At 38.7% G+C, this 22,933-nt stretch carries 19 protein-coding genes; 8 read left to right on the top strand and 11 right to left on the bottom strand.

Annotated elements, in window-relative coordinates; all coding sequences use genetic code 11:
* Positions 1-179 precede the first annotated feature (179 nt).
* Positions 180-722 carry a hypothetical protein gene (locus tag RMY00_RS15205; protein WP_322648333.1) on the top strand — a complete coding sequence of 181 codons (543 nt, stop codon included), beginning with the start codon at positions 180-182 and terminating at the stop codon, positions 720-722.
* A gap of 113 nt (positions 723-835) precedes the next feature.
* Here the strand turns inward: RMY00_RS15205 and RMY00_RS15200 are convergent, their stop codons facing one another.
* Together RMY00_RS15200 and RMY00_RS15195 are read right to left on the bottom strand one after the other, a co-directional pair.
* Positions 836-1,312: a hypothetical protein gene (locus RMY00_RS15200; RefSeq protein WP_322648332.1), complete on the bottom strand. Its 477-nt coding sequence runs from the start codon at positions 1,310-1,312 to the stop codon at positions 836-838.
* Positions 1,313-1,907: 595 nt separating this feature from the next.
* Positions 1,908-2,183 carry a hypothetical protein gene (locus tag RMY00_RS15195; protein WP_322648331.1) on the bottom strand — a complete coding sequence of 92 codons (276 nt, stop codon included), beginning with the start codon at positions 2,181-2,183 and terminating at the stop codon, positions 1,908-1,910.
* A gap of 1,008 nt (positions 2,184-3,191) precedes the next feature.
* Between RMY00_RS15195 and RMY00_RS15190 the strand changes: the two genes are divergently transcribed.
* Positions 3,192-4,358, top strand: a complete 1,167-nt coding sequence (locus RMY00_RS15190; protein WP_322648330.1) for a choice-of-anchor tandem repeat GloVer-containing protein — start codon at positions 3,192-3,194, stop codon at positions 4,356-4,358.
* A 124-nt stretch (positions 4,359-4,482) separates the two neighbouring features.
* Here the strand turns inward: RMY00_RS15190 and glpK are convergent, their stop codons facing one another.
* A complete protein-coding gene (gene glpK, locus RMY00_RS15185; RefSeq protein ID WP_322648329.1) occupies positions 4,483-5,997 on the bottom strand; it encodes a glycerol kinase GlpK in 1,515 nt (504 codons plus the stop codon).
* Positions 5,998-6,478: 481 nt separating this feature from the next.
* Entirely contained in the window at positions 6,479-7,648 is a 1,170-nt protein-coding gene (locus RMY00_RS15180; RefSeq protein WP_322648328.1) for a PAS domain S-box protein, read from the bottom strand.
* A gap of 1,792 nt (positions 7,649-9,440) precedes the next feature.
* Here RMY00_RS15180 and RMY00_RS15175 point away from each other — a divergent pair.
* Positions 9,441-9,773 carry a hypothetical protein gene (locus RMY00_RS15175; RefSeq protein ID WP_322648327.1) on the top strand — a complete coding sequence of 111 codons (333 nt, stop codon included), beginning with the start codon at positions 9,441-9,443 and terminating at the stop codon, positions 9,771-9,773.
* A gap of 395 nt (positions 9,774-10,168) precedes the next feature.
* Here RMY00_RS15175 and egtD read toward each other — a convergent pair whose 3' ends face one another.
* Entirely contained in the window at positions 10,169-11,203 is a 1,035-nt protein-coding gene (gene egtD, locus RMY00_RS15170; RefSeq protein ID WP_322648326.1) for an L-histidine N(alpha)-methyltransferase, read from the bottom strand.
* Positions 11,204-11,560: 357 nt separating this feature from the next.
* Here egtD and RMY00_RS15165 point away from each other — a divergent pair, with 357 nt between their 5' ends.
* From RMY00_RS15165 to RMY00_RS15150, 4 genes are all read left to right on the top strand, one after another.
* Complete coding sequence (locus tag RMY00_RS15165; protein ID WP_322648325.1) at positions 11,561-11,776, top strand: hypothetical protein; 216 nt, start codon at positions 11,561-11,563, stop codon at positions 11,774-11,776.
* Positions 11,776-12,135, top strand: a complete 360-nt coding sequence (locus RMY00_RS15160) for a PIN domain-containing protein (protein ID WP_322648324.1) — start codon at positions 11,776-11,778, stop codon at positions 12,133-12,135. Before RMY00_RS15165 ends, RMY00_RS15160 begins: the two co-directional genes overlap by 1 nt.
* 59 nt (positions 12,136-12,194) lie before the next feature.
* A complete protein-coding gene (locus tag RMY00_RS15155; protein ID WP_322648323.1) occupies positions 12,195-15,224 on the top strand; it encodes a UPF0182 family protein in 3,030 nt (1,009 codons plus the stop codon).
* A 622-nt stretch (positions 15,225-15,846) separates the two neighbouring features.
* Positions 15,847-16,023, top strand: coding sequence for a hypothetical protein (locus RMY00_RS15150; RefSeq protein WP_322648322.1), 177 nt, complete (start codon positions 15,847-15,849; stop codon positions 16,021-16,023).
* A gap of 57 nt (positions 16,024-16,080) precedes the next feature.
* On the opposite strand, the gene RMY00_RS15145 is transcribed toward RMY00_RS15150, so the two are convergent.
* The 6 genes from RMY00_RS15145 to RMY00_RS15120 form a co-directional block, all read right to left on the bottom strand.
* Positions 16,081-16,548 (bottom strand): hypothetical protein, encoded by a 468-nt coding sequence (locus tag RMY00_RS15145; RefSeq protein ID WP_322648321.1) that lies wholly within the window; start codon positions 16,546-16,548, stop codon positions 16,081-16,083.
* A 104-nt stretch (positions 16,549-16,652) separates the two neighbouring features.
* Positions 16,653-16,955 (bottom strand): hypothetical protein, encoded by a 303-nt coding sequence (locus tag RMY00_RS15140; protein WP_322648320.1) that lies wholly within the window; start codon positions 16,953-16,955, stop codon positions 16,653-16,655.
* A 411-nt stretch (positions 16,956-17,366) separates the two neighbouring features.
* Positions 17,367-18,770: a glycoside hydrolase 100 family protein gene (locus tag RMY00_RS15135; RefSeq protein ID WP_322648319.1), complete on the bottom strand. Its 1,404-nt coding sequence runs from the start codon at positions 18,768-18,770 to the stop codon at positions 17,367-17,369.
* A gap of 147 nt (positions 18,771-18,917) precedes the next feature.
* The gene (locus tag RMY00_RS15130) at positions 18,918-19,727 is read right to left on the bottom strand and encodes an SDR family oxidoreductase (RefSeq protein ID WP_322648318.1); all 810 of its coding nucleotides are present in this window, start codon (positions 19,725-19,727) and stop codon (positions 18,918-18,920) included.
* Positions 19,728-19,899: 172 nt separating this feature from the next.
* Entirely contained in the window at positions 19,900-20,142 is a 243-nt protein-coding gene (locus tag RMY00_RS15125) for a hypothetical protein (protein WP_322648463.1), read from the bottom strand.
* A 146-nt stretch (positions 20,143-20,288) separates the two neighbouring features.
* On the bottom strand, positions 20,289-20,717 hold the full coding sequence (locus RMY00_RS15120) for a hypothetical protein (protein WP_322648317.1): 429 nt from the start codon (positions 20,715-20,717) through the stop codon (positions 20,289-20,291).
* A gap of 1,410 nt (positions 20,718-22,127) precedes the next feature.
* Between RMY00_RS15120 and RMY00_RS15115 the strand changes: the two genes are divergently transcribed.
* On the top strand, positions 22,128-22,769 hold the full coding sequence (locus tag RMY00_RS15115) for a hypothetical protein (RefSeq protein ID WP_322648316.1): 642 nt from the start codon (positions 22,128-22,130) through the stop codon (positions 22,767-22,769).
* Positions 22,770-22,933: the final 164 nt, after the last annotated feature.

Here is a 22,933-nt window from a genome sequence, read left to right as displayed (position 1 = left end):
TAAAAAGGGTAGCACGTTTAGGGTAAGCACGTTTCAAATGGTAGCGATCGCTTCATTAAACCGAGTTTTAACCTATCCATGAAATATAGGATAATTGGCTTTAAGTACTAGTACGTAATCTGCGGAAGCATTATATATTTGAAAAGATCAGATTTATTAGCTTCTGGAATTTATTAATTATGAAGCCTAACTTAAAAGACATTGTTGGTAGTTCTTCCCGTCGTCAAATTCTCAAAACTGCTTTTACCTTTGTGACTGGTTTAACTGCCACATCACTAGTTTCTTTTTTTATGACCAAATCCACAAAGCCAGCACAAGCAATTGTTGTGCAACGGCCAAATGAGTTTAAACTTGAGGGCGAAGATACAACAATTCAGTATTCAATTCTTAAGGGAATTCCACAGCTTGATTACAAAACTAAAAACATTTCTACTCATTTTAGTGGTAACGAAATTCAGACATTAGCTACTGATATCGGTACATTAGTGACAGTAATTATTAGCAAGCCACCAAACCCTGACTTTGGAGGAAATATAGTCAAACTGAGCTTACTTTTGCCAATTATTAACCTATTTATCAGAAATGGAGAAACCCCTGTCCAAACCGAAGCCATTTTAACTACTCAAAAAACATCAGGATTTATTCGCACTCCCTTGTTAGGACAATTACAGTCATACCAGACTATAGTACTGCGGGGAACTGCCAAAGCAAACGCATCTTAAATTGCATCCAAAAATGAAGTATAGATTAACGCTGCTCTGGATTTACACCAGAGCAGTTTTATCTTGTACAAGCTCTCTAACCCCAGCTAAAAATAATAAAATCGGTGAATCAACTAAAAGTTCTGGGGTGGAAGTGGTTTTCCTTGGCTCTTAGGAATATTAACTACATTTAAAGCATTGGCAATTGCAATAACGTCATTATCCAATATTTGAGCTTTTGCATTGCCAGGACAGCTAATGTCTGGCGACTCTTCACCAGCTAATCTAATGGTAGTAGTTGTACCAAAAGAAACAGATTTGACGCAACCTCGTTTTGGTAAATTAGATAAAGGTTCAGCAACTTTCAAGTCATTGAAAAACTTTTTCGTTAATTTTTCGGGCAATTTACCTTGATTAGACCCTTTGCCATCAACATATTTAATTTGTCCAGATGGTGATACGTAAATGCGATACCCAATCGTATTTGTAGAGCCACTATTAACAATAATGGCAACATTATTGGGTACAAGCGCCATTGCTAATTGAGACGAACAAAGTAAGAATGATACACCTGCTAGTCCCAGTAAACTCTTAGAAAAAACCCGATTCATATAACAAATCTCCTGATTTATAAGTTTTGATTGCCAAAATTTTATGACTGATATTCGTCTAAATAAGTTTCTTTCATTTCCTGATTTTAACAGGCTGTTTAATAAAAACTTTCGTCATATTTTTGTTATAACTTTGTCATAAGTGCGTCAAATTAATATGAAATGATTAGAGATTGTGTTTTACTGCTTATGTGAATTAGAGTAGTAAGAAAAAAGCGTTTTTACAGCAGGTTAAGCGCACTTTGTCAAGTATAAAATCTCTATATTAATAAATCTCAAAATAATCGCATTCATTAATACTTATTCATTGCAAAGATTTCAAGCGTAGGCGTAGCCCGCACTCAACAAGCTTAGTTAGTGAGCATCAAAGACATAGGCTTAACCCCTAAAAACTAAATCAAGCGATAAATCTGATTTCGTTAATACATTCTTAATCAAGGTTTTTGCCAAAAGTAATTTAGACGTGCTTATCCCGTAACTTGAGTAAAGCATTCCCTCTAATCATATTTGATTAGAAGGAATCATATTCTATGTTACTTCTTTAGCAAGCTTTAAAATGTAAAAAGAAGTATTTGGTTCAAAAGTGAAGAGTAATTTAATTTAAAAGATTTCTGCAATCATCTGGAATACTTATTTTTATTTGGTAAGCTCTTGAAGCTTCCTTAATAGATACAGGTTCTCCAGCCTTCATTCTTCTTATAGCTTCATTTCTCACTGCTTTAAGAGTTTCACAGTTTTTAATAGTCCGTGCTTTAAATTCTTGCTCTTCTTTATACTGTTGATAGTTATGCCATACAAAAGGGAGTATAATCATTGCAGTTATACATCCAATTGCAATTTTATAACTTTCTGTTAATTTACAGTTATCCATACTGTTATACTCATAGTTTAATTAAGTAATTTTTTAAGTTACTTTTTAAAGGTAACTTTTTAGATAATACCATTTTTTTGTGAAGCTGCCCTAAATCTATTAATTCCTTATTTATTTGCGTACTTGGCACTCTTGGAGGTTCGTTCTTTATTTTTTAGACTATAGGCGCATCTTCATACAGAATTGGTATTACCTAACTGCACATCTTGATGCCTAATTAAAATCTCCGTTATAAAATGTAATTGCTCTTTGATCTACGAGACGCCTTGCGAGCGTAGCGGGGCGTAGCAAGAGTGCAAATTACTTTAATAGCAAGGGTTTGAGGTTTAATAATTGAGTTATTTTTTCATCAATATCCTTATGTATACAGCAAGGTTACACAAACTACATGTGTTTATCCTGGCATTCTGCCTTAGTTTTTTCAAAAACCAAATAGAATTCCTATAGCAGAGGTAAAAGTTAAATTTAAATTTTTTGTGTTGCTCACGACATCTAAAAAATAATGAGTATGTTATGTTACTTAACGACATCATTAATTATCTCATTTTCAGCAATTAGTTTAAGTGTGAATACAGCTATTGTGGTATAGCCAGCTAGAGGATTTCAAAATTCTTCCTGGTCAAGACTATACCCAAATTCCTGATGATTTCTCACTAAAAGCTAGTCATGAATAACGAATTTATAGTACTTGATTTCACAACTAATTTATGAAATAAAGTACTACAAAATTTGTTAATTCAAGCCATCCAAGCTTTTTCAATTGTATGGAATAGATATCTCTTAAGGAGTGCAAAGTCTTGCACCCCATAGAAGATTGCATCCATACAAGAATTGTTATACCTAGTCTGAGGTATATCTATAAAAATAAATCTCCAGCCTGATTAAAAGGAATAAATGATTATGCCCACACTGAAATTATGTTCGGTAAAGCAGTTTTTGAACATTAGGCTGGAGATTTATTGCGGGTTAGCGTCTGAGCAAATTTTTGTAGGAGTGTAAGTGAACAAGATGAAACTGTACAAACAACGTCAAAGCAAAAATAGCGCATTAATTTTAACTTCTCTGGCTGTATTGGCGTCTCCATTAGTATTGCCCTTGCAACAAGCCTCTGCACAAACATTAACGACCGTTGTAAATTTCAACGGTACTAATGGAGCCAACCCAAAAGCAGGTGTGTTTGCAGGGAAGGATGGCAATCTTTATGGAACCACTTCCGCAGGTGGTTCGCAAGATAAAGGAACAGCATTCAAATTAACTGGTTCTAATTTTAGTACTCTGACTACACTAGTTAACTTCACTGGAACCAATGGAACTAATCCAATTGCTAGATTATTCCAGGCAAGTGATGACAATCTATATGGTGCAACCTCTACAGGTGGTACAAATAACCTCGGTACGTTGTTTAAGTTGGGAAAAACAACTTTTACAACCTTGACAACTCTTTTAAATTTCAATGGCACTAATGGAGTCAACCCAGCAGGTCGATTGATTTCAGATAGCGATGGCAATTTGGTGGGGATAACTTCTGCCGGTGGGGTCAATAATAAAGGAACTGTATTCAAGATTGCGCCGACTGGTGGTGTCCCCACTGTCGTAGTTAACTTCAACGGTACTAATGGAGCAACTCCATTAGCAAGGTTGCAATTAGCTAGTGACAAAAACTACTATGGCACCGCCTCAGCAGGTGGAGCAAGTAATAAGGGTGTGGCATTCAAGTTAACTCCCGCAGGAGTGATAACTTCATATAGCTTTAGTGGTGCTAATGGGCAAAGTCCTCAGTCTGGATTAATTGAATCTGATAAATTTATCTATGGCACGACTTCTCTGGGTGGAGCCAGTAATAAAGGAGCTATATTCAAGGTTCCCCTCGGTGGCGGTACACCAGTTGTAATTGCCAGTTTTAATGGCACCAATGGGGCCAACCCCACAGCTGCACTCACAAAAGGAAGCGACGGTAACTTCTACGGTACGACTTCTACAGGTGGTGCAAATAATAAAGGAGGCATCTATCGGTTGACATCTGGAGGAACCGTCACTTTGTTATTTAGTTTTAATGGCACGAATGGGGCAACGCCAGAGTCTACCCTAATTCAACTTGCTAATGGTGCATTTTACGGTACTACCTCTACTGGTGGTGTTTCGGGAAAAGGAACCGTGTTTCAATTTACACCATAGCTTCAAACACAATAGACCTTTTGTAAAAGTCTATCCCCTTTTCCACATCCCGTAAAAAGTCAGGTTGATCGCTCACATTTGCTTGTTGAGCGATCGCATTTACTTGTTGTGTTTATAATAAGGGCTACTCCTCCCAAGCAAGAGTGCGTTTCACTGCCTTTTGCCAAGTAGCAAAGTTGGACAATGGGGCATCGCTCCCCGGCTCAAACACACGTTCAATTTGCCGTTGTTCCACCAGTGCTTCATAGCTCTCCCAAAATCCTAAAGCTAAACCTGCTGCAAATGCTGCACCTTGAACAGTCGTATCGCGCATTACCGGACGTTCAACTGGAATACCTAATACATCAGCTTGAAACTGCATTAGAAAATTATTCTCGCAAGCACCACCATCTACGGTTAATCGCCCAACTGGAGTATTGCTAGAAGCATTAATCGCCTCTACTACTTCCAAAACTTGATAAGCGATCGCTTCCAACACGGCGCGAACTAGATGCTCTGGTTGTACACTGGCGGTAATGCCGAAAAAGGCTCCCCTAGCACTCATATCCCAATAAGGTGCGCCTAGCCCACTAAATGCAGGCACAAAGTAGACTCCGCCATTATCTGTTACCTGATTTGCCATCGCTTCACTTTCAGCAGCAGTTTTAATCAGCTTCAGGCAATCGCGTAACCATTGGATACAAGCTCCACTAGTGAACATACTACCTTCTAAGGCATAGCCAACATCTAAAGTTCCCTTCGGATTTACTTGTGTCCATGCCACCGTAGAGATAAGTTTGTGGTGCGAGCGCACAATTTGATCGCCTGTATGAGCAACTAAAAAGCTACCAGTCCCATAAGTACATTTCATCAAACCGGGGCGATCGCAGCCATGACCAAATAGAGCCGCTTGTTGATCCCCCAAAATCGCAGTAATGGGAATCTCAGCACCCAACAAAGTAGCATCAGTGACTCCAAATACTCCTAAACTCGGCTGAATCTGGGGCAAAATATGCGCCGGAATCTGAAATAGTTCAAGTAAGTTTTCATCCCACTCAAAGGTTTTGAGATTCATCAACATTGTCCGACTGGCGTTGCTGTGGTCAGTAGCATGAACTTTGCCACCTGTGAGGTTCCACAGCACCCAGGTATCAATAGTTCCTGCTAAGACATTGTTCAGGTCAATATCTGTAAACTTGTCTAATAGCCACCTGAACTTAGTCGCAGAAAAGTAGGCATCAATGATTAATCCGGTGTGATCGTAAATTTCTTGAGCGTAGCCTTGCTGTTGTAATTGGTGGCAAAGGGGGGCAGTGCGGCGATCTTGCCAGACGATCGCTCTATGGAGTGGTTTACCAGTAGTTTTGTCCCAAATCAAACAGGTTTCACGCTGTACAGTTAGCCCCAAGGCTGCGATCGCAGATGGAGCAATCTGGGCATTGCCAATTGCGGTTTGCATCACCCAACACGTATCCAGCCAGATTTGTTGAGGGTCATGTTCTAACCATCCGGGCTGAGGATAATACTGACTTAGTTCTTTATATGCCTGTCCAACAATCTTACCGTCTGCGTTAAACACAAAGGCGCGGTTGCCTGTCGTACCTAAGTCCAATGCTAAGATGTAGCCCAATGATTGAGTTATGTTGCCAAGTGTGTACATAGCTACTTTGACATGCTGCGTAGGCGATTTTAGCAATACATGTCAAATTAGATATACATTATTTTGGGTACATTTTGAATTCCCAGTCGGTATAGCATTACGCTTACTTTGCTGTGTCCGCCTCAAATCCCAGATCCTTCACAACGTTGCAAGACGCTGTGCATTTTAATTATGTATAAGTAAATTGACACAAAAAATCATGATATAGCGTTTCCTAATCATACAAGGTAGATCATAGCCCCCTCTCGAAGAGCGGGGAGGGGGTTGGAGGTGGAGTTCGTGTTCTTAGAGCGATTTGGTCATGGTGCTACTTAACTTATTGTTTAATCTGGCCTAGATACATCAGCCATATTTTTGCAGATATAATAATTTTCCTAATTGGCTGGTAACTTATTTTTGCTTAACAGAGATGTCACGTTGCTTCTTTGTAAGAGTACGCTCAAAATTCAAAATTTCAAGTCATCAATTTACAAGAAAGTAATTAATCAAATCCTCTTAATATCATGTGTTTTTTTAAGTCAAAACTGATTACACCTTCTTCTTGTAATTTGCCAATCAATCGTGTAATTGTTACTCTAGTAGTGCAGCAGGCGCTAGCAATATCTTCGTGAGTAAAGCGAACACTTAGGCGAGTTCCCTCCGGCACAGTTTCACCAACTTCCCGCTTCAAAAGTTGTAATAGATGGTGTAAGCGCTCTTGTACCCGTCGTCTTCCACAAATGACTAAAAAAGATTCTGTTTGGCGTAAGCGCTGATTAATTTTTGGTAAAAGGATATGGCTCAGGTTGGGGGAGGCTGCTATCTCTGCTGCATAAATTGACACCAACTCAACATCAGAGAGGGCTGTTGCTTGGTAAATGTTTAAAGATGTTAAACTAGAGCCAAAAACCATTTCTGCTGTTGCTAATCCTGTTAAAACTTCTTCACCCGTTTCACAGTAAGTACTAAGTTTGACCAAACCCTGACAAACATACAAAATTACTAATGGGTTAAGGGGAATAGTTTCTCCTTTAGAATATTTCTGTACAGGACGATCGTACAAGAGGTTGCTATCGTCTTTGATCACTGCTGATTCTACCCCTTTCCGTTCAGAAATATTACGTAACATCCAGCGTAAAGAAGTTGCCTTACTCTGTGGATTCCGGGCAACTGCCACTGTCAAAGCTGCATCAAATAACTCACCATGACGTTGTTGCAAGCGTATCAATAGCTCTTTAACTCTGTCTGATTTAGCTAGTTCAATAAGTTCGTTACGAAGGTGCTGACGTTCTTCTAGAGGGACAAAGCTAATCATTGGTTTGCCCACTAAAAATTGCTTTGAAACATTGAGCAATTTAGCTGCGGTGAAATTAGCTTCTTGAATGATTCCTTCTGTATTAGTCACTAAATAGGCGTCAGGCGCAAACTCGAATAATTCTTGATAGTGTTGGCGTTCTGTTTCTAAACAATTCCGTGATTGTATTAGTTCCTCATTTTGTTGATGGAGTTCCTCTGCGGCTAACTGTACTACCTTTGAGCTGTTATAGAGTTCTTTAAAAGCTTGCGGCAGCAGATCCGGTGAAATCCAAGGTAATACACTAGCAGTTTGGTATAAATCTGCTAAACGATTGTTCAATGTTTCTGAGCGCTGGATAAATTTTTCTATGTTCACCTTAAATTCTCGCTACTTACTTGCAGAGTTTAAGCAAAAAATCTACTAGGTAAATTGTTGGAAAAATTACAGTACTTCATATTATAAATTTAATTAGTTCTGAACTGCAATTATTATTCAATAGAATCTCTAAGAGTATTTCTATTCTAGGTTTTCAACAATTTATCTTTTTGGCACTACATGTGGTAGAATCTTGTAAATTGACATGTATTGCATTTAACCTAGATGAACAAAGCAAATTGAATCTAGGGAATTAGAGAGTGTCCATTAATAACTTTTGCACTCACATGCTTTTTTACAAAAAGCTTACAGTACTTTGCTAAGTATTATTTCTACCTTGAGTGGGAGATTTGGTAAACTTTGCTAAATACGAATGCAAAATCTGCTGACCCCAGATTATGCAGATTTGTAATTAAACTTATAACCCATTCACAATTATCACTAACTGATAAATTAGATAAAACATTGCAATTAGAAAATCCTGGCTCTCAACTTTTAGTTTTTATTTTTGTTTAACCCACTTTTTCATTTTTTTAATGGATAATTAATTGCTAATAATAATTATTTCTATGATTAAATAGAATAACTAATAATCTTTTCCGCAACTTCCATCACAAGTATCAAGCTACTACTACCAAAGATATATAGTTTAAGTTAAGTCTGTTTGTGATTATAAATACATTTTTTGCTCAAAAACCTTCCGACTCCTTACAAAAGTCAGAAATCTGAGCTTTTAGATTTTCACAAATCTATGAAGGAACTATCTGGAATAAGCAAAAGTAAAACTAAATAGATGTTAATAAGTTAAAAGTTTTTGTATAGTAAATCACATAACAACTTAACGACTATCCGCTTCTTTAGTTAGAGGAGAAATCAAGTAATAAGCTGGTGTAATTAAAAAATGCGTAACAGCTTATCAACGTGCAAGTTATTCAGGGTGATGGGTGAGGTGTAAATATCATAAAATCTCATCTCGTCACTTTTTTATTTATTTCAGTTTACAGCGCTTATCAAATAATTAAACTACACGGTTCCCAACTGACTACTCCCCGTCTCAGTCGTGGTTTAAATAACTGAAATGGTATAACACACCTTTTAAAATTTTTGCTAATTTAGGGCTAAGTAAGTCGGTGCGAATAAATAAGATTATATTAAGTAATATAAAATCATTGTCATCGAGTTCGTAGTAAGGACTTCAGTCCTTCTTTTGGGACTAAAGTTTTTACTACAAACCTTTAATTATTTAAGCCGTTTTACTTAAATATCCATAATTCACCCTACATATATATACTTAGGTTTTTTTAAGAATCAAATTTGATTGCTATAGACAGATTAGTATCCACCCCGGAACGCATATACGTACTTTTATAAAAGTCAGGTTTTATTAAAACTTTATATATTGTTGGTTGTAGTTCATTAAATATACGATTTATGAGCTAATTGACTGAAAATCGCGTTTTTCAAAAAATTCAGTAAAATTTCTATTTTAATAATAAAAAAATCCGATTAAATTATTAATAGTTAGGGCTGACTTAATTGATGAATAAACGTCAGTTATTTCAGGGTATCTATTTGCAGACTTTCTGTAAGATCAATTCCATAATTCTAGAATACCCTTCTCTTAAAAAAAGAGCAGAATTTAGCTTTCCCCTACCTTATATGAAAGGTAACAGAAGGGGTTAAGTTTTTGTGAATGAATCAATGTACTAAGCTGCGATTTATCTAGAAAAATCAGGGTCTTATTTCCAACTTAGAACAAATACAACTTTTTGAAACTTTTTGAAAAATCCCCATGCGACAATATCTTTTTAATCTGCTGATAGTGGTAATAGGAACAAGCTCGACTTTCATCATTACTCCATCTCAAGCTGAAACTCCGGTAAAATCCAACACCCAAAATACTGATAATATTACTTCTATATCTTCAAATTCACCTTCGGCTATTCAACTAAGTGATTTTGCCAATTCTACTAATAGCAAACCACCTATTCTCTCTGAGGCAGCCAATAAATCTTCTGATGCTAATGTCAATATAGCTGATAATGCTAATATAACTTCAACTAAGCCGAAGCTACGGGTTCCTATATTCAGCAGAATTTTTCCTACAGCTTCGATGCAGCAATAATTAGAGGCTAAATATTTAGTTGACTAGTTTGTGGTGGTAAAAGTATACAATTGTATGTATATTATATACAAGTTTAAATAGTGAAAACACTATTATAGTGAGAGATTTAGTTTTTCTCTCTCATTTGTGTAATATCATTTATAGCAATTCTCACTTGTATGCAACATACTTAGACCTCACTTCATTCCCCAACCCTATAAGGGTTGGGGGTGTTTTTGTTAGATATACATTGCAATACGCTTGAGTTAAAGATTTTTGGTATTGATTTTAGCTATGTAGAGACGTTGCATTGCAACGTCTCTACATAGGATTTGGAGCTTAATTGAAAATGTATTGGTCTATATTGGACTCACTGAGAACTGCTATTATCTATGTGAGGCATACTCTGATTTGCTTTATGCTTGCAGTTGACAGAGTAATAAACCAAACCATTGATTTGGATCTGTCCACACTTGGAGAGGTAATAAACCCTGTGCAGTGAGTTGCTGCTTGATAATATTGAGGTCAAATTTGCGGGAAATTTCGGTGAGGATAGTCTCACCTAGTGCAAAATTAACCTTGAGGTTAAGAGCGCGTAATTCTACATTTTGCGATCGCAGGCTGCGTAAATGCATTTCTATTTGATGCTCATTTTCATTGTAAAATGCCCAGTGTTCAAACTGAGTGGTGTCAAAATTGCCTTCAAACTGTTGATTTAAATGCTCCAGTATATTGAGGTTAAATGCTGCCGTCACTCCTTGGCTATCGTTATAAGCTGGTTCCAAAATCTGTTTCGGCTTTCGTAAATCTATCCCCAACAAGAAATATTCACCTACTTGTAGCGCTTCTGTAATTTGAGAAAAGAATACATCGCATTCATTAGGTGTAAGATTACCTAAACTGCTACCAATAAAACAAATCATCCTGCTGGGTAATTGCGTCGGTAGGAGTTTTGCAAGGGCTAATTCATAAGTTGCCGCTAAAGCATAAATTTGCAGTAAGGGATAATCTCTTAATAACTGCTTGGCGCTACTTTCCAATATCCCTGCACACACATCAATTGGTAAGTAGTGTAGGGGATAGTCTAGCTGCTGGTAGGCATCTAGTAAAATGCGGGTTTTGGTAGAATTGCCACTGCCAAGTTCTACTAATTCACAAGCGCCAGTTATCTTGGCAATTTCGCTAGCATACTGTTGTAAAATCGTTGTTTCTGTGCGTGTGAGATAATATTCTGGTAAATCACAGATTAACTCAAATAGCTCAGAACCACGGTCATCATAAAAGTAAGAGGGGGGTAGAGATTTAGATGTTTGAGTTAATCCCTTCACTACATCACTCCCAGTACTAGGTGCAAGTATTTGAGTTGCTCCTATCAAACACTGCATCTGCAAGCGTTTTTCAACGGTGTTTTGAGAAGTAACGTTCCTGTTGAGAGCTTTAGATATCGACATTAAACCTCCGTATGCTTGGCGTAATAGATTACCTGTGATGGCAAACCTTTACTCTAATTAGTGAAACACATAGCCATAGCTAATAAAATCATGCTTGAGCAATATTGCTCAAGCTTTAAAGGTATTTTTAGGGATTTCCTGATTCAAATGACAATATAGCGGTTCTCTTTTTTGTGAGGTACATCGGTAGGGGCATGGCAGTATCTGTGCTTCTATGTGGTGTTGTTGAGGCTTTGAACTTCAACTTCTATCCTCAGAGCTTGGAACTTCATGCTCACAACTATCTAAGCTTACCCTGAGAACTCGGATGTTCTAAACTGGAACTACATTTAAAAATTAAATAGGAGGTAAACAACAATGCTACGAACCATTGAAGGAATTTATAAAAATGGCAAAATTGAACTAGCTGAAACACCACAAGGTATTACTGAAAGCAGAGTCTTTGTTACTTTCTTAGAAACAAAAGCCACGACTTGGCCAGAAACGATTATGCAACATCAAGGTGTAGTAGAAAGTATTATTTTTAAATCTTACCGAGACGAACTGCTACCACCTAATGAAATCGAGTTGTAATGATGGGTTACTTACTCGATACGTGCGTAATTAGTGATTGTGTCAAGGGAGAAGAAAATACTCTCAAGCTATTAAAGTCTACTATTACCACTGATATTTTTATTTCCTCCTTAACAGTAATGGAGGTTAAGTATGGATTAGCAATTAATCCTCAACGTGCCTTAAAAATTCAATCATTGATTGAAGCATTATTAGGTTCAATGACAATTTTACCTTTTGGTATGGAAGAAGCAGAACAAGCTGCCAAAATTAGAAGTATTTTGAAAACAGCAGGTACTCCTATCGGTTCTTATGATGTTCTGATCGCAGCAACAGCACTAACTCACAATCATATTGTTGTAACATCTAATGTTCGATAATTTTAAAGAGTACCTAGCTTGCAAATAGAGAATTGGCGTTCTTATTAAATTACATATCAATGTATTGGAAATGGGGCTTTAGACTATTAATTGTATTTTTAGGGCTGTGGCTACTCGTGGATCTGGGTTCTCGCGTGGGAGCAGAGATTTTTTGGTTTCAGGAAGTCGGCTACCTTCAAGTATTTCTGTTGAGGGTGGTGACTCGTGGTGTTTTGTGGGTAGTCGTGGCTGGGGTAACTGCTACCTATCTATTGTTAAATCTGGCTCTAGCACAACGGCTAAAATATTCTCAGTCTCTGAAAATTGAGGAAGTTAGGCGTGAGGAAGCAGAACTCACTAGTGGATTAACAAATTTTCTCAATCCTCATTATCTAAGACGCAACGAAACCCAGACACTTACGCCGCAACGCTTAAAAAAAATGAGATTGCGCGGGTTATTACCCTTAACTCTAATACTGAGTTTCTTGATCGGGTTAATGCTGGCTCACTATGGTCAAATTGCTGTTTCTTACTGGCATTCTCCAGTTAACCAACGTATTTTACCAATTCCCGCCTTATTCCGACCAGAGACAATCTGGCAACTCTTGAGGCAGATTTTCTCTCAAGTCTCCTATCTCGGTTTAATTGTGGGAGTAGCGATCGCAATCTTAATTTATCCCCAATTTTTACTAACTGTGATCGCAGTTTTCTTTAGTCCCATTTTTGCCTTCATCATATTCCAACACTGGCCAAAGGTGCTGCAATATTTCCACCCCACCCTTTTTAACAGCACTGAGCCTTTATTTGGTCGAGATATCAGCTTTTACGTATTTTCTTTACCCGTTTGGGAACTGTTAGAACTCTGGCTGATGGGATTATGTTTATATGGATTCGTCGCCGTTACTCTCACTTATCTCCTATCGGCTGATAGTTTGAGTCAGGGAATTTTTCCTGGTTTTTCACCCCAGCAACAGCGTCATTTATTCGGTATGGGTGGCTTATTGATGCTGGTAGTGGCGCTGAGTTACTGGCAAAGTCGCTATGAACTCGTCTATTCTACCCGTGGAGTAAGTTATGGTGCCAGCTATACTGATGTAACAGCCCAGTTGCCAGCTTACACTGTCTTGTGCATCCTGGCAGTAGCGATCGCCTTTTACCTACTTTGGCGAACGCTTTTCTGGAAACCTAAATCTCAGTATCGTCCTTTGGTGTTTTACGGGTTAGGGCTTTATTTAGTATTAGTTGCAGCTGCTGACATTGTTCTACCTGGGGTGGTGCAATATTTAATTGTCCAACCTAATGAGTTACAACGAGAGCAACCCTACATTCAGCGTACTATTGCCTTGACTCGCCAAGCATTCGATCTAGAAGCGATAGATTCTAGAACCTTTAACCCGCAAGGAACATTAACTCAAGCTGATATTCAAAAGAATGACTTGACAATTCGGAATATTCGCTTGTGGGATGAGCGACCACTATTAGAAACCAACCGTCAACTGCAACAAATTCGACCTTACTATCGGTTTCCCGATGCCGATATTGACCGCTACACTCTCAAAACAGACGTAACTTCACGCCAACCATCTGCTCCCCAAAAGCCACCAGAATCTAAGCAGGAACCAGTTGAGGCAGCAGAACGGCGGCAGGTACTGATTGCCGCACGAGAATTAGACTACAATGCTGTACCACAGGAAGCTCAAACATGGGTTAACCGTCATCTAATTTATACTCACGGTTTCGGCTTTACTGTTAGCCCAGTTAATACAGTTGGGCCGGGTGGGCTACCAGAATATTTTGTCAAAGATATTAGCGGTAATAGTAGCGCCCTCACAACTTATAATGCAACCATTCGTGACAGTATTCCTATTGGGCAACCCCGGATTTATTATGGTGAAATAACTAATACCTACGTAATGACTGGCACAAAAGTTAGAGAGCTAGACTATCCTAGTGGTAGCGATAATGTTTACAATTCTTACGATGGTCTAGGCGGCGTTGAAATCGCTTCAGCATGGCGACGCTGGTTATTTGCTATGTATTTGAAAGATTGGCAGATGCTGCTGACGCGAGATTTTTTGCCTGAGACAAAGGTGCTACTGCGACGAAATGTGAAGCAAAGAATTCAAGCGATCGCACCCTTCCTCAAATTTGACAGCGACCCCTATTTAGTAGCTGCTGCTGCTAATCAAGATTTCCCAAGTAATCCCAGCTATCTTTATTGGATTGTTGATGCCTACACGACAAGCGATCGCTATCCTTACTCAGACACTGGTAGCGATGGTATCAACTACATTCGCAACTCAATCAAGGTAGTGATTGATGCCTATCACGGTACTGTTAACTTTTATATTGCCGATCCCAGCGATCCGATCATTGCCACTTGGTCAGCGATATTTCCCAACATGTTTAAACTGCTCAGTACAATGCCAGTAAATCTCCGCAGTCATACGCGGTATCCGGTGGACTTCTTCAAAATTCAATCTGAGCGGTTGATGACCTACCACATGACCGATCCTCAGGTATTTTACAATCGGGAAGACCAGTGGCAAATCCCCAACGAAATTTATGGCAGTGAACCCCGTCCAGTAGAGCCGTACTATTTGATTACTAGTCTTCCCACCGTGCCTTTTGTTGGCAAAGCCTCTCGTAGAGAAGAATTTATCCTATTTCTGCTCTATACTCCCAAACAACGGACTAATTTAATCGCTTGGTTAGCGGCGCGATCGGATGGCGAAAATTACGGTAAGCTATTTTTATATACTTTTCCCAAAGAAAGATTGATCTACGGGACGGAGCAAATCGAGGCGCGGATTAATCAAGACCCAGTAATTTCTCAGCAAATTTCTTTGTGGAATCGCCAGGGGTCGAGAGCTATTCAGGGCAATTTATTAGTCATTCCCATTGAGCAATCACTGCTGTATGTCGAGCCAATCTATCTAGAAGCCACACAGAATAGCTTGCCAACTTTAGTGCGGGTTGTCGTGGCTTACGAAAACCGCATTGTCATGGCACAAACCTTAGAACAAGCCTTGCAGGGAATTTTTAAACCAGAAGTTACACCAGCCCCTGCTATTATCCGTCCTTTTGAAGAAGCAATCCCACCTGGTTAAGGGACTTTTAAATAAAACAATATTCAATTATTTATTGTGGAGTGGCCGTCTCGCACCCCATATAAACTAGGCGCTCATATTATACCATTTAACGAAAAATTTGATGCAGATGTAAACCCTGAAAGCATTGCTGTATCTAAGTTTTTTAATTGAGAATTGCGTTAGCGCAGCGTTAGCGAGGAACGAGGGTCATTGCGACTTGCGTTAGCGTAGCGGGGCGTTCGCTTTTAGCGTCTCCAAGAGTTGCCCATTGTGAATTGGTATTAGCCACCCCATTAAGATTGGATAATTTATTCTTTGGAAGTCCCTAAGCGATTTTAAGGCTAAACAGTTACATAACAGGTGATAGCGAGCGTAGACGGGTAACGGCTTGTCGTAATACCATTTCTTTGTGAGGCTGCGCCAAACCCTCTTAAATTCTTTCTTTCTTTGTGTCCTACCCTGCGGGAAGCCACTTCGTGTCTATGCGTCCTTTGTGGTTCGTTTTTCTTCCTTGTACTTAAATATGGTTGAGCGCATCTTCATACAGAATTGGTATAAGACATCGCCATTAACAAAATTTATCGCAACAAAAATAGTTTAATAGTTCAATATATGTAATAGACACTAAAAGTTAATCGACATGCTACAAAATAAGCAACTAGAGATCCGCCACATTAGTCCTAAAGTAAGGCAGTTGATTAAAATGTACGCCGATGTTAATAACTGTACGCAATCTGAGATGTTGGAACGCATTATTTTAGAGTGGGACGCCCAACAAAGCGAGAGCGAAAGACCGCCAGGAAACCAAGATGAATAGCTTTCTTAAACAATCTTTAGTCAGCTTATAGCGAGAAAATTTCATTAATTTGGTTCTTTAGTTGTAGAAAAACTTTCTAGAGATTGGGTCTTGTTTGAGGGATTGAATAAAATCCCTCAAAGTCATCATGCTGCCTGTTAAGGTGAATTTAGGAGTGCCATTTTGAGCAACGATTCTTACTTCACCATCTTGGATCTGAATCTTATTTTTAATGCTATCCCATAGAGTCTCAAAGCTCTGATCATCGTTGCAACCATTGGCTTCAAGGAATCTCTGGCGTACTTCTGTTTTGAGTGCAAGTGCTTCTGCTGCTTGAGTCCGCGCCTCAAAGTGCTTAATTACATCTTCATAAGCACTCTCCCTTAGAGTTTTGTTTTCGGACTGAACTTGCTCTAGCTGAGTTTCTATGGCTTGCAGTTGGGACGCTAAAGCAGCTGATTTTTGGTATTCAACTTTTAAGGCTTGCTTTGCATTGGTTAACAAAGTTTTGTAATCTAGTTGATCTTGATTTTTTTCGGATTGCATTTTTATCTCTCGATCAATAGATTTTCAGTTATCAACTCTCGTCAGTTATATGATAAAAACTGGCGAGAGCTTAGTAAATATTCTATGTGTTATCTGAGTATTAGTTAGTTCACCAATAATGATGATTCAGAGCTAGGATTCTCTTGAATACTACTCAGACTAGAATTAATGTGGGAGCGGATAGCTCGTTCATAAACACTAGTCTGCTGAGTGCGTACCCCTACAGGTTGATATATTAAGTTAACATCTGGGAATTCAGACCAATACATTAAAAAAATGTCTTTAGCTGGAGTAATAATTTCATAATTATTCTCTTGTCTTTTCTTTCTAAGTTTACAATTATTTAGTTGTAGTTTTTGTCTGAATAGTTGTTCAAATTCTGAAATTAAATCTGAAGTAGTTTTCATGGGTTATCCACGTTAAAACGTGTTAGTTATGCAAAGACTATCTGGTGATATTATTAAGTATGACACTTCAGATACCTCTTACTATACAGTGTATCAGTTATCCGGTATTTGAAAATTTAAAGTTCACTTTTAGGTAATCTTTTGAGGATTTTGATACGTATAGCGTCTCCAGGAGTTACAGTGCTAGTACTGCAAGGCAAAAGTCAAAAGTTAACATTGAGGACTTGCTTTGAGCGCAGTCGAGAGGAATCGAAGTGTTAAAAGTCACGCATAATTTTATTCCAAGCTTCTTCTGCTATTTGAAATAGTATAGTTATTTCTGCGCCCGTTGTATTAGTTAGCAGAGGCATCCTGTATAAGTACAACGGCTAAGTTATGTTCTGGGTAGAAGCCCTGGGAGCCATTCGGTACCTACAGGCTACAGCCTGGGACTTCGAGACCCTCGGCAAAATTGATTAATTCCAAGTACTCTGGATTTTCTACGAACTTTTTGGCTGTTAGCAATCCGGCAATGCTCCAAGTTTGAAAAATTCTAGCTTCTTTGCCAATCAAACGGCCATTGTTGCCATCGTAGTATTCTGGGAATTTATCCTTAAATAAACGCCTTTCGGCAATGGCGATCGCTGCTTGGGCAAGTTCTGTTCGACCTGCTTTCAGTGCTGCTGCGGTAAATAACCACAGCAAAACGGGCCAGTTACCGCCGTTGTGATAAGACCAAGCCCTGTTTTTAGAATCACATCCTGTAACAATTCTCCACTCTAAACCTTCCATTGCTGGAAAGCAGATTTTAACAGGCATATAGCCGATCAAGTCTTGCCAACGTTGGGCAAATAAATTCATAATGCTTTGAGATTCTTTTTCACTGGCTAAGGAAGTTAAGATTGCCATCAGATTTCCCAGAGCAAAAAAGCGAAAATCTATCCGTCCCGGCCCCAAATTTCCCGCTAAATATCCTCCAGTTTCGGGCAACCACTCGGTTAACCAATTGGGGATTGATTCTGAGTTGATGTTGAATTTATTAACAATTTCTTTACCAAATTCGTTATCTTTGTAACGATAAATTTCCCCCAATCGCTTCAGGTCTAGCCAGTAATAGTTGCGGATATGATATTTCAAAGATCCCAATCGTCTATTGATTTTGCCAAGGTAGCTATCGCCATCCCCATCTGGTAAAAGCAATTCAGTAGCAGCCCTGAGAGACGCATAGAATAACACCTGAATTTCTAGAGGATGTTCGTAGACTCCCATGCGACGGTCAATCATAAACGCGCCATCGGGAACTAACATTGTTGGGTACATGGAAAAGCGATGTACCAAGCAAAGATCCAAAATTAACTTGATTCCTGCTTGAAAATCTGGCTGACGCGCTAGAGTCAAATCGCCTGTAGCTTTTTCATAGGCGCGTAGCAAGAGAATCCACCACATACAAGAATCAATTGGGGGAACGCGAGCGATCGCCAGTTCACCAAAATCAGCAACCAAAAATTCCTCATTCCCATTAGAATGTACTTTGAAACTTGCAGGCATTAATCCCGCTCCTGGTTCAAAGCAGTCTATCTGCTTTTCATGACTTTGTAATTTCAGTGTTTCTACTAAGAAGTTACGCACAATCTCTGCTTTGCCGTGCATGAGAAACACCAAGGCAGAAGGGACAAAATCGCGGAGGAAGCACTGGTCATAATTAAGAGCATCTGACTTCGCATCCTGGGCGGCTACAGTACCAATGGGTTTTCCCTGGTAATAAATTATCGACTCTTCCAACAATTCCCAGGCTTCTGCTTCGAGCAGACTGTTCTTATCGATCGCGCTAGTCATGGGCGTCTAGTTCCACTAATGGTATGTATCGGCTCAATTGTGGAAAGTACGCAAGCCTACCTCAACGAACAGGCAGGGGGAAGGAGCGGAATCGACCTTTCTGTTCTATTCCCCTTGCTCCCTGCTCCCTGCTCCCTTGCCTCTTTTTCAAGCTGACCAGCTTTCTCGAAAGTCAGCATACAGAGTCAATCCACCATCTATAAATAGGGTTTGTCCGGTGATGTAGGTGGCTTCATCCGAAGCTAAAAAAGCTACTGCGGCTGCCATCTCCTCTGAGGAGCCAGCACGCCCCATTGGGATGTGACTTTCCACAATCGCCTTTTTTTCGGGGTCATCTATCCAGGCTTGATTTATTGGCGTGACTGTTGCTCCGGGGGCAATGGCGTTGACACGAATACCTTGCTTGGCATATTCCAATGCTAAAGTTTTGGTTAGGTTTTCCATACCACCTTTGCTAATGGAATAACTGATATACATCGGTCGCGGAATAATTTCGTGAACGCTGGAAATATTAATAATCACCCCCGGACGATTAACAGACAGGAGGTGTTTAATAGTTTCACGGGCGCAAAGATAAGCACCCCGGAGATTGACTGCAATTACCCGGTCAAAGTCTGCTGTGGTAACTTCATGGGATGGACTTTCTGTTTGAATGCCAGCATTGTTAACTAGAATATCTAAACTGCCAAATTCTTTGACTACGGTGTTGACCATCTCAACAATGTCTGATTCTTGGGAGACATCTCCCTGAACCAGTAGCGACTTCACACCACAATTTTCGATATTTCCGCAGGCTTTTTGCAATGCCATCTCTTCCGTGTCTGCCGCAGCTTCGGGGTCTTTACGGTAATTGATGGCGATATTGCACCCTTCTTCGGCGAGTCTGATAGCGATCGCCTGACCAATACCTGAAGTTGCACCTGTAATTAAAGCATTCTTTCCTTTTAACCCTATCATATTTCCTGCCCTTACTTGAATTTCTACCAGTCAAAAAATTTTGGATTTTAGATTATGCTCTCAAGCTTTAAACTTGCTTTTGTCATCCCCCAATAGAAGTAATTTGAAAATGTAAAGATTCTTGATTGCATTAGAGTACATTTCATCCGCAGCTTCTCTTCTTGCCAAGGAGCTAAGGTGTAAACACAGAACCAAAATATCGGGGCGATATAATCCACCATTGTTTTAAAGGCTTTGCGGGTGAGCGTGCATAAAAAAAACTAGTGTTCAGGCGATCGTAGGTTAGCACAAACATCATCACCAGTCTCCACGTTCGTGATAATGCAGATTCTACAAGGACGACAGAACTACCAATGGCGGTAAGTCCGAGAATTACTACCAGCAACAAATCCAGAAATTTTGCAGCATTGAGCAAGTTTTGTGTCTATTTACTTAGCTGCAAACCGATGATATTCAAAGCAGTTAAAAGTGCGATCGCTTAAAACTTCAGATTAAAGAAGGGCACACATCTATGCACTCTTACTTAATAAATAACAAAAATCATTTTTCACCTTTATTCCTTTAGTATCTGCTACTGGGAAAAAGTAAAATATCTATCAATTCGCCAATCACCAAACCTAATATTGCTATGACTGTTAAAACCCAAAATGAATCTAGCTTGTCGAAGCCAGAAAAGCGCATTTCCAAATCAGCTAAAAGCGTAGTTGCTAGGGGTATGATAAAAAGCCTTAATAATAGCGACCAAGTTGCGACAAAAGCAATTGATATACTTAAAAATAATATAACAGCTAAAGTTTTAGACCCAAATTCAACTAAACGCTCTAACCAAAAAATACTTTTCCGCACTACAGCTATAACTATAACAGCTACAAAAGCTCCTACTAACCAAATAATATGATGAGCAGCAAGATACCATCCCAGCAAAGTGTAAGCCAGCCATAATAATACTAAAGGCATCAAAGGAATCCTGTTAAAAAATCCCACATTCATACTGCTAAGGCTTGTAAAAATACCAAGTTAATATAATAGGATTACTATTTTATTTTTGAACAAAATTAGGTATTGTAGAGTGTGTTAGAACGGAGTTCGTAACGCGCTACTATCACAGTTTTGATACGTTATGCTGTCGCTAACACATCCTACGTATATTTTCAGAAATCAAACCGGATTCCTATATCTTAATTGTAGTTAAGCTGGTTACCACTTAAATATCTAAATATATCAACTTTGCTCAGGACATTCCTCTATCTACAGGGTAAATTTAAGGACATACTCTTTCTTTGTGACAAATATATATAGGTCTACTTAATGTTTAGATTTAGAAATTTGAGCCTTAGACGCTTATAAGGTAGTACACTTGGGTTATACTATTTCACGAAAAGTTTGATACAGATGTAAATACTGAAAGCCTTGCTGCATCTAAGTTTTTTAATTGCGTACAGCCCTGCGGGCATGAAAACAGCGGAGCGGGGCGTTAGCCCATTGTGAATTGGTATTAGCGCCAGAAATCTTAAGTTGCGTAGGTTGGGTCAAATAATAAAACCCAGCAGTTCGGAGGCTACAATTTTTCATAAAGGCCAGCGTATTGGCTTACAAGGTTTATAGCAATAACAGTTTACTAAATAGTAAAGTTTGTACTTAGCAATTTAAAGTTTTATTTAAAACATAATTTTCTAGACTTAGAACAAAAGTACTATATTTTAAAATACTAGTAATATATAAGTAAATTGATTTTGATTCTCAGCTATTTGCTATGAAATTTAATCAAGAGGTAGTTACAATTCACTGTGTACAACTTTGACAACTGTCCACAATAGTGTTGCATGTCTCAAGCTCATGGTAATATTATTTTACTGTCAGGAGATATTATTTTATACATCAAGTTTAAAACATGCTGAAACAGTTAGTTAGGTGCGCTACCTCCAAAAAAGAAAAATTATTCAACCCACCAAGGAAATCCACAAAAGTGCCATTTTGCCAAGCACAGAGCTTTTAAAATTTCGCTTTATAAGGTACTAAATAGCTCACAAAGTCCTCTTTGATAAATCATTAAAGCTAGCTAAGAAGGTGTAAAACCCTCTTAAAATGGCAAAAAACTAGACAAGAGTAAATATAAAAGTTTTGACACTAAGTCAGTTGTTTTTCGTATAAGTAAAAATATCGAAAAGCCAAATTTGTCTTGTCAATAAGACATTAATATTGTGTGTTTCATTTAGATATTGATTTCTCTTTGTGAGTAGTTACCTATATAAAATGCCTATTTCATTGTCGAAAACTTAAGCTACTTCGACCCAATGAGACAAACACTTAAATCTAAAAAATGATTTAGGACTGCTAGATCAATCTTGATTTAGTAATGGCTCGATTCTTAACAACGTCAGCAAAAGTAACAGGAAAAACATGAATATTATTGTTCGTTTGGTTGGAGCGATCGCTCTCCAAATATCTGCGATCGCTACAATGTCTACTATGGCAATGGCTAATGACAAGACCCCACAAGTCTATAACCAGGAGACTCTTGCTGCTTCTCTACGGAAAACAACGCAGAGGATTTGCTCTTTAGATCCCATTGATAATTTATTACCTCCAGTACAGACAAAGGCAAGTAATTCTTTGCTTTCTTACCTTGCAGAACAAGGTTTTATACAAAATCAAGAGGGTTCTTGGGTCTGTTATGCGAACGATCCTAAAAAAGAAGGGCGTTACTTTACCCTATTTAAAGTTAAACAAGTTGATGGCAGGCTCATAGCAAGTTCTTTCCTAGATGAGGGCAGTCTGATTCAGGGACAGGAAAATCGTAGTTTAGATTTCTTTATGATGCTGATTAAGCGTCACATGAATACTAGTCTAGAGAACCGTCAAGGTATACGCAGGTATTTAGAAGCCTTTGTCTCCTTAGTAAAAGAAGGCAAGATCAAACCCACACGTCGTGGGTTTCTTTTCGACCAACCTAACCGGGGATTAGTCTTATATCACACACTCTCATCAGGAAATCTTAAAGGTACCGGAATCACGATCAACATTTCTTTACCTAAGAGTTAAATGAATTAGGGAATGGGGAGTGAAATAGGTATAGATGGGGATTCAAACCTCACTCAACTCGTAAAGAAATTTTCTCCCAATCCCTAATCGTAACTACCAAGGATAGGAATACTGTTTGCAGACTCGGTGAGTCTGCGGTATTGCTGCGACCGATTGGATTTATA

The organism is Nostoc sp. ChiVER01, assembly GCF_034531155.1.
Lineage (GTDB): Bacteria > Cyanobacteriota > Cyanobacteriia > Cyanobacteriales > Nostocaceae > Nostoc.
The sequence above is the reverse complement of the archived record's forward strand: the minus strand, read 5'-3'. Positions and strand labels throughout refer to the sequence as shown.

Excerpts from the sequence above, each read along its gene's own strand:
- RMY00_RS15205 (WP_322648333.1), top strand. The coding sequence starts at position 180 with ATGAAGCCTAACTTAAAAGACATTGTTGGTAGTTCTTCCCGTCGTCAA.
- RMY00_RS15200 (WP_322648332.1), bottom strand. The coding sequence starts at position 1,312 with ATGAATCGGGTTTTTTCTAAGAGTTTACTGGGACTAGCAGGTGTATCA.
- RMY00_RS15195 (WP_322648331.1), bottom strand. The coding sequence starts at position 2,183 with ATGGATAACTGTAAATTAACAGAAAGTTATAAAATTGCAATTGGATGT.
- RMY00_RS15190 (WP_322648330.1), top strand. The coding sequence starts at position 3,192 with ATGAAACTGTACAAACAACGTCAAAGCAAAAATAGCGCATTAATTTTA.
- glpK (WP_322648329.1), bottom strand. The coding sequence starts at position 5,997 with ATGTACACACTTGGCAACATAACTCAATCATTGGGCTACATCTTAGCA.
- RMY00_RS15175 (WP_322648327.1), top strand. The coding sequence starts at position 9,441 with ATGCGACAATATCTTTTTAATCTGCTGATAGTGGTAATAGGAACAAGC.
- egtD (WP_322648326.1), bottom strand. The coding sequence starts at position 11,203 with ATGTCGATATCTAAAGCTCTCAACAGGAACGTTACTTCTCAAAACACC.
- RMY00_RS15165 (WP_322648325.1), top strand. The coding sequence starts at position 11,561 with ATGCTACGAACCATTGAAGGAATTTATAAAAATGGCAAAATTGAACTA.
- RMY00_RS15160 (WP_322648324.1), top strand. The coding sequence starts at position 11,776 with ATGATGGGTTACTTACTCGATACGTGCGTAATTAGTGATTGTGTCAAG.
- RMY00_RS15155 (WP_322648323.1), top strand. The coding sequence starts at position 12,195 with ATGTATTGGAAATGGGGCTTTAGACTATTAATTGTATTTTTAGGGCTG.
- RMY00_RS15150 (WP_322648322.1), top strand. The coding sequence starts at position 15,847 with ATGCTACAAAATAAGCAACTAGAGATCCGCCACATTAGTCCTAAAGTA.
- RMY00_RS15145 (WP_322648321.1), bottom strand. The coding sequence starts at position 16,548 with ATGCAATCCGAAAAAAATCAAGATCAACTAGATTACAAAACTTTGTTA.
- RMY00_RS15140 (WP_322648320.1), bottom strand. The coding sequence starts at position 16,955 with ATGAAAACTACTTCAGATTTAATTTCAGAATTTGAACAACTATTCAGA.
- RMY00_RS15135 (WP_322648319.1), bottom strand. The coding sequence starts at position 18,770 with ATGACTAGCGCGATCGATAAGAACAGTCTGCTCGAAGCAGAAGCCTGG.
- RMY00_RS15130 (WP_322648318.1), bottom strand. The coding sequence starts at position 19,727 with ATGATAGGGTTAAAAGGAAAGAATGCTTTAATTACAGGTGCAACTTCA.
- RMY00_RS15120 (WP_322648317.1), bottom strand. The coding sequence starts at position 20,717 with ATGAATGTGGGATTTTTTAACAGGATTCCTTTGATGCCTTTAGTATTA.
- RMY00_RS15115 (WP_322648316.1), top strand. The coding sequence starts at position 22,128 with ATGAATATTATTGTTCGTTTGGTTGGAGCGATCGCTCTCCAAATATCT.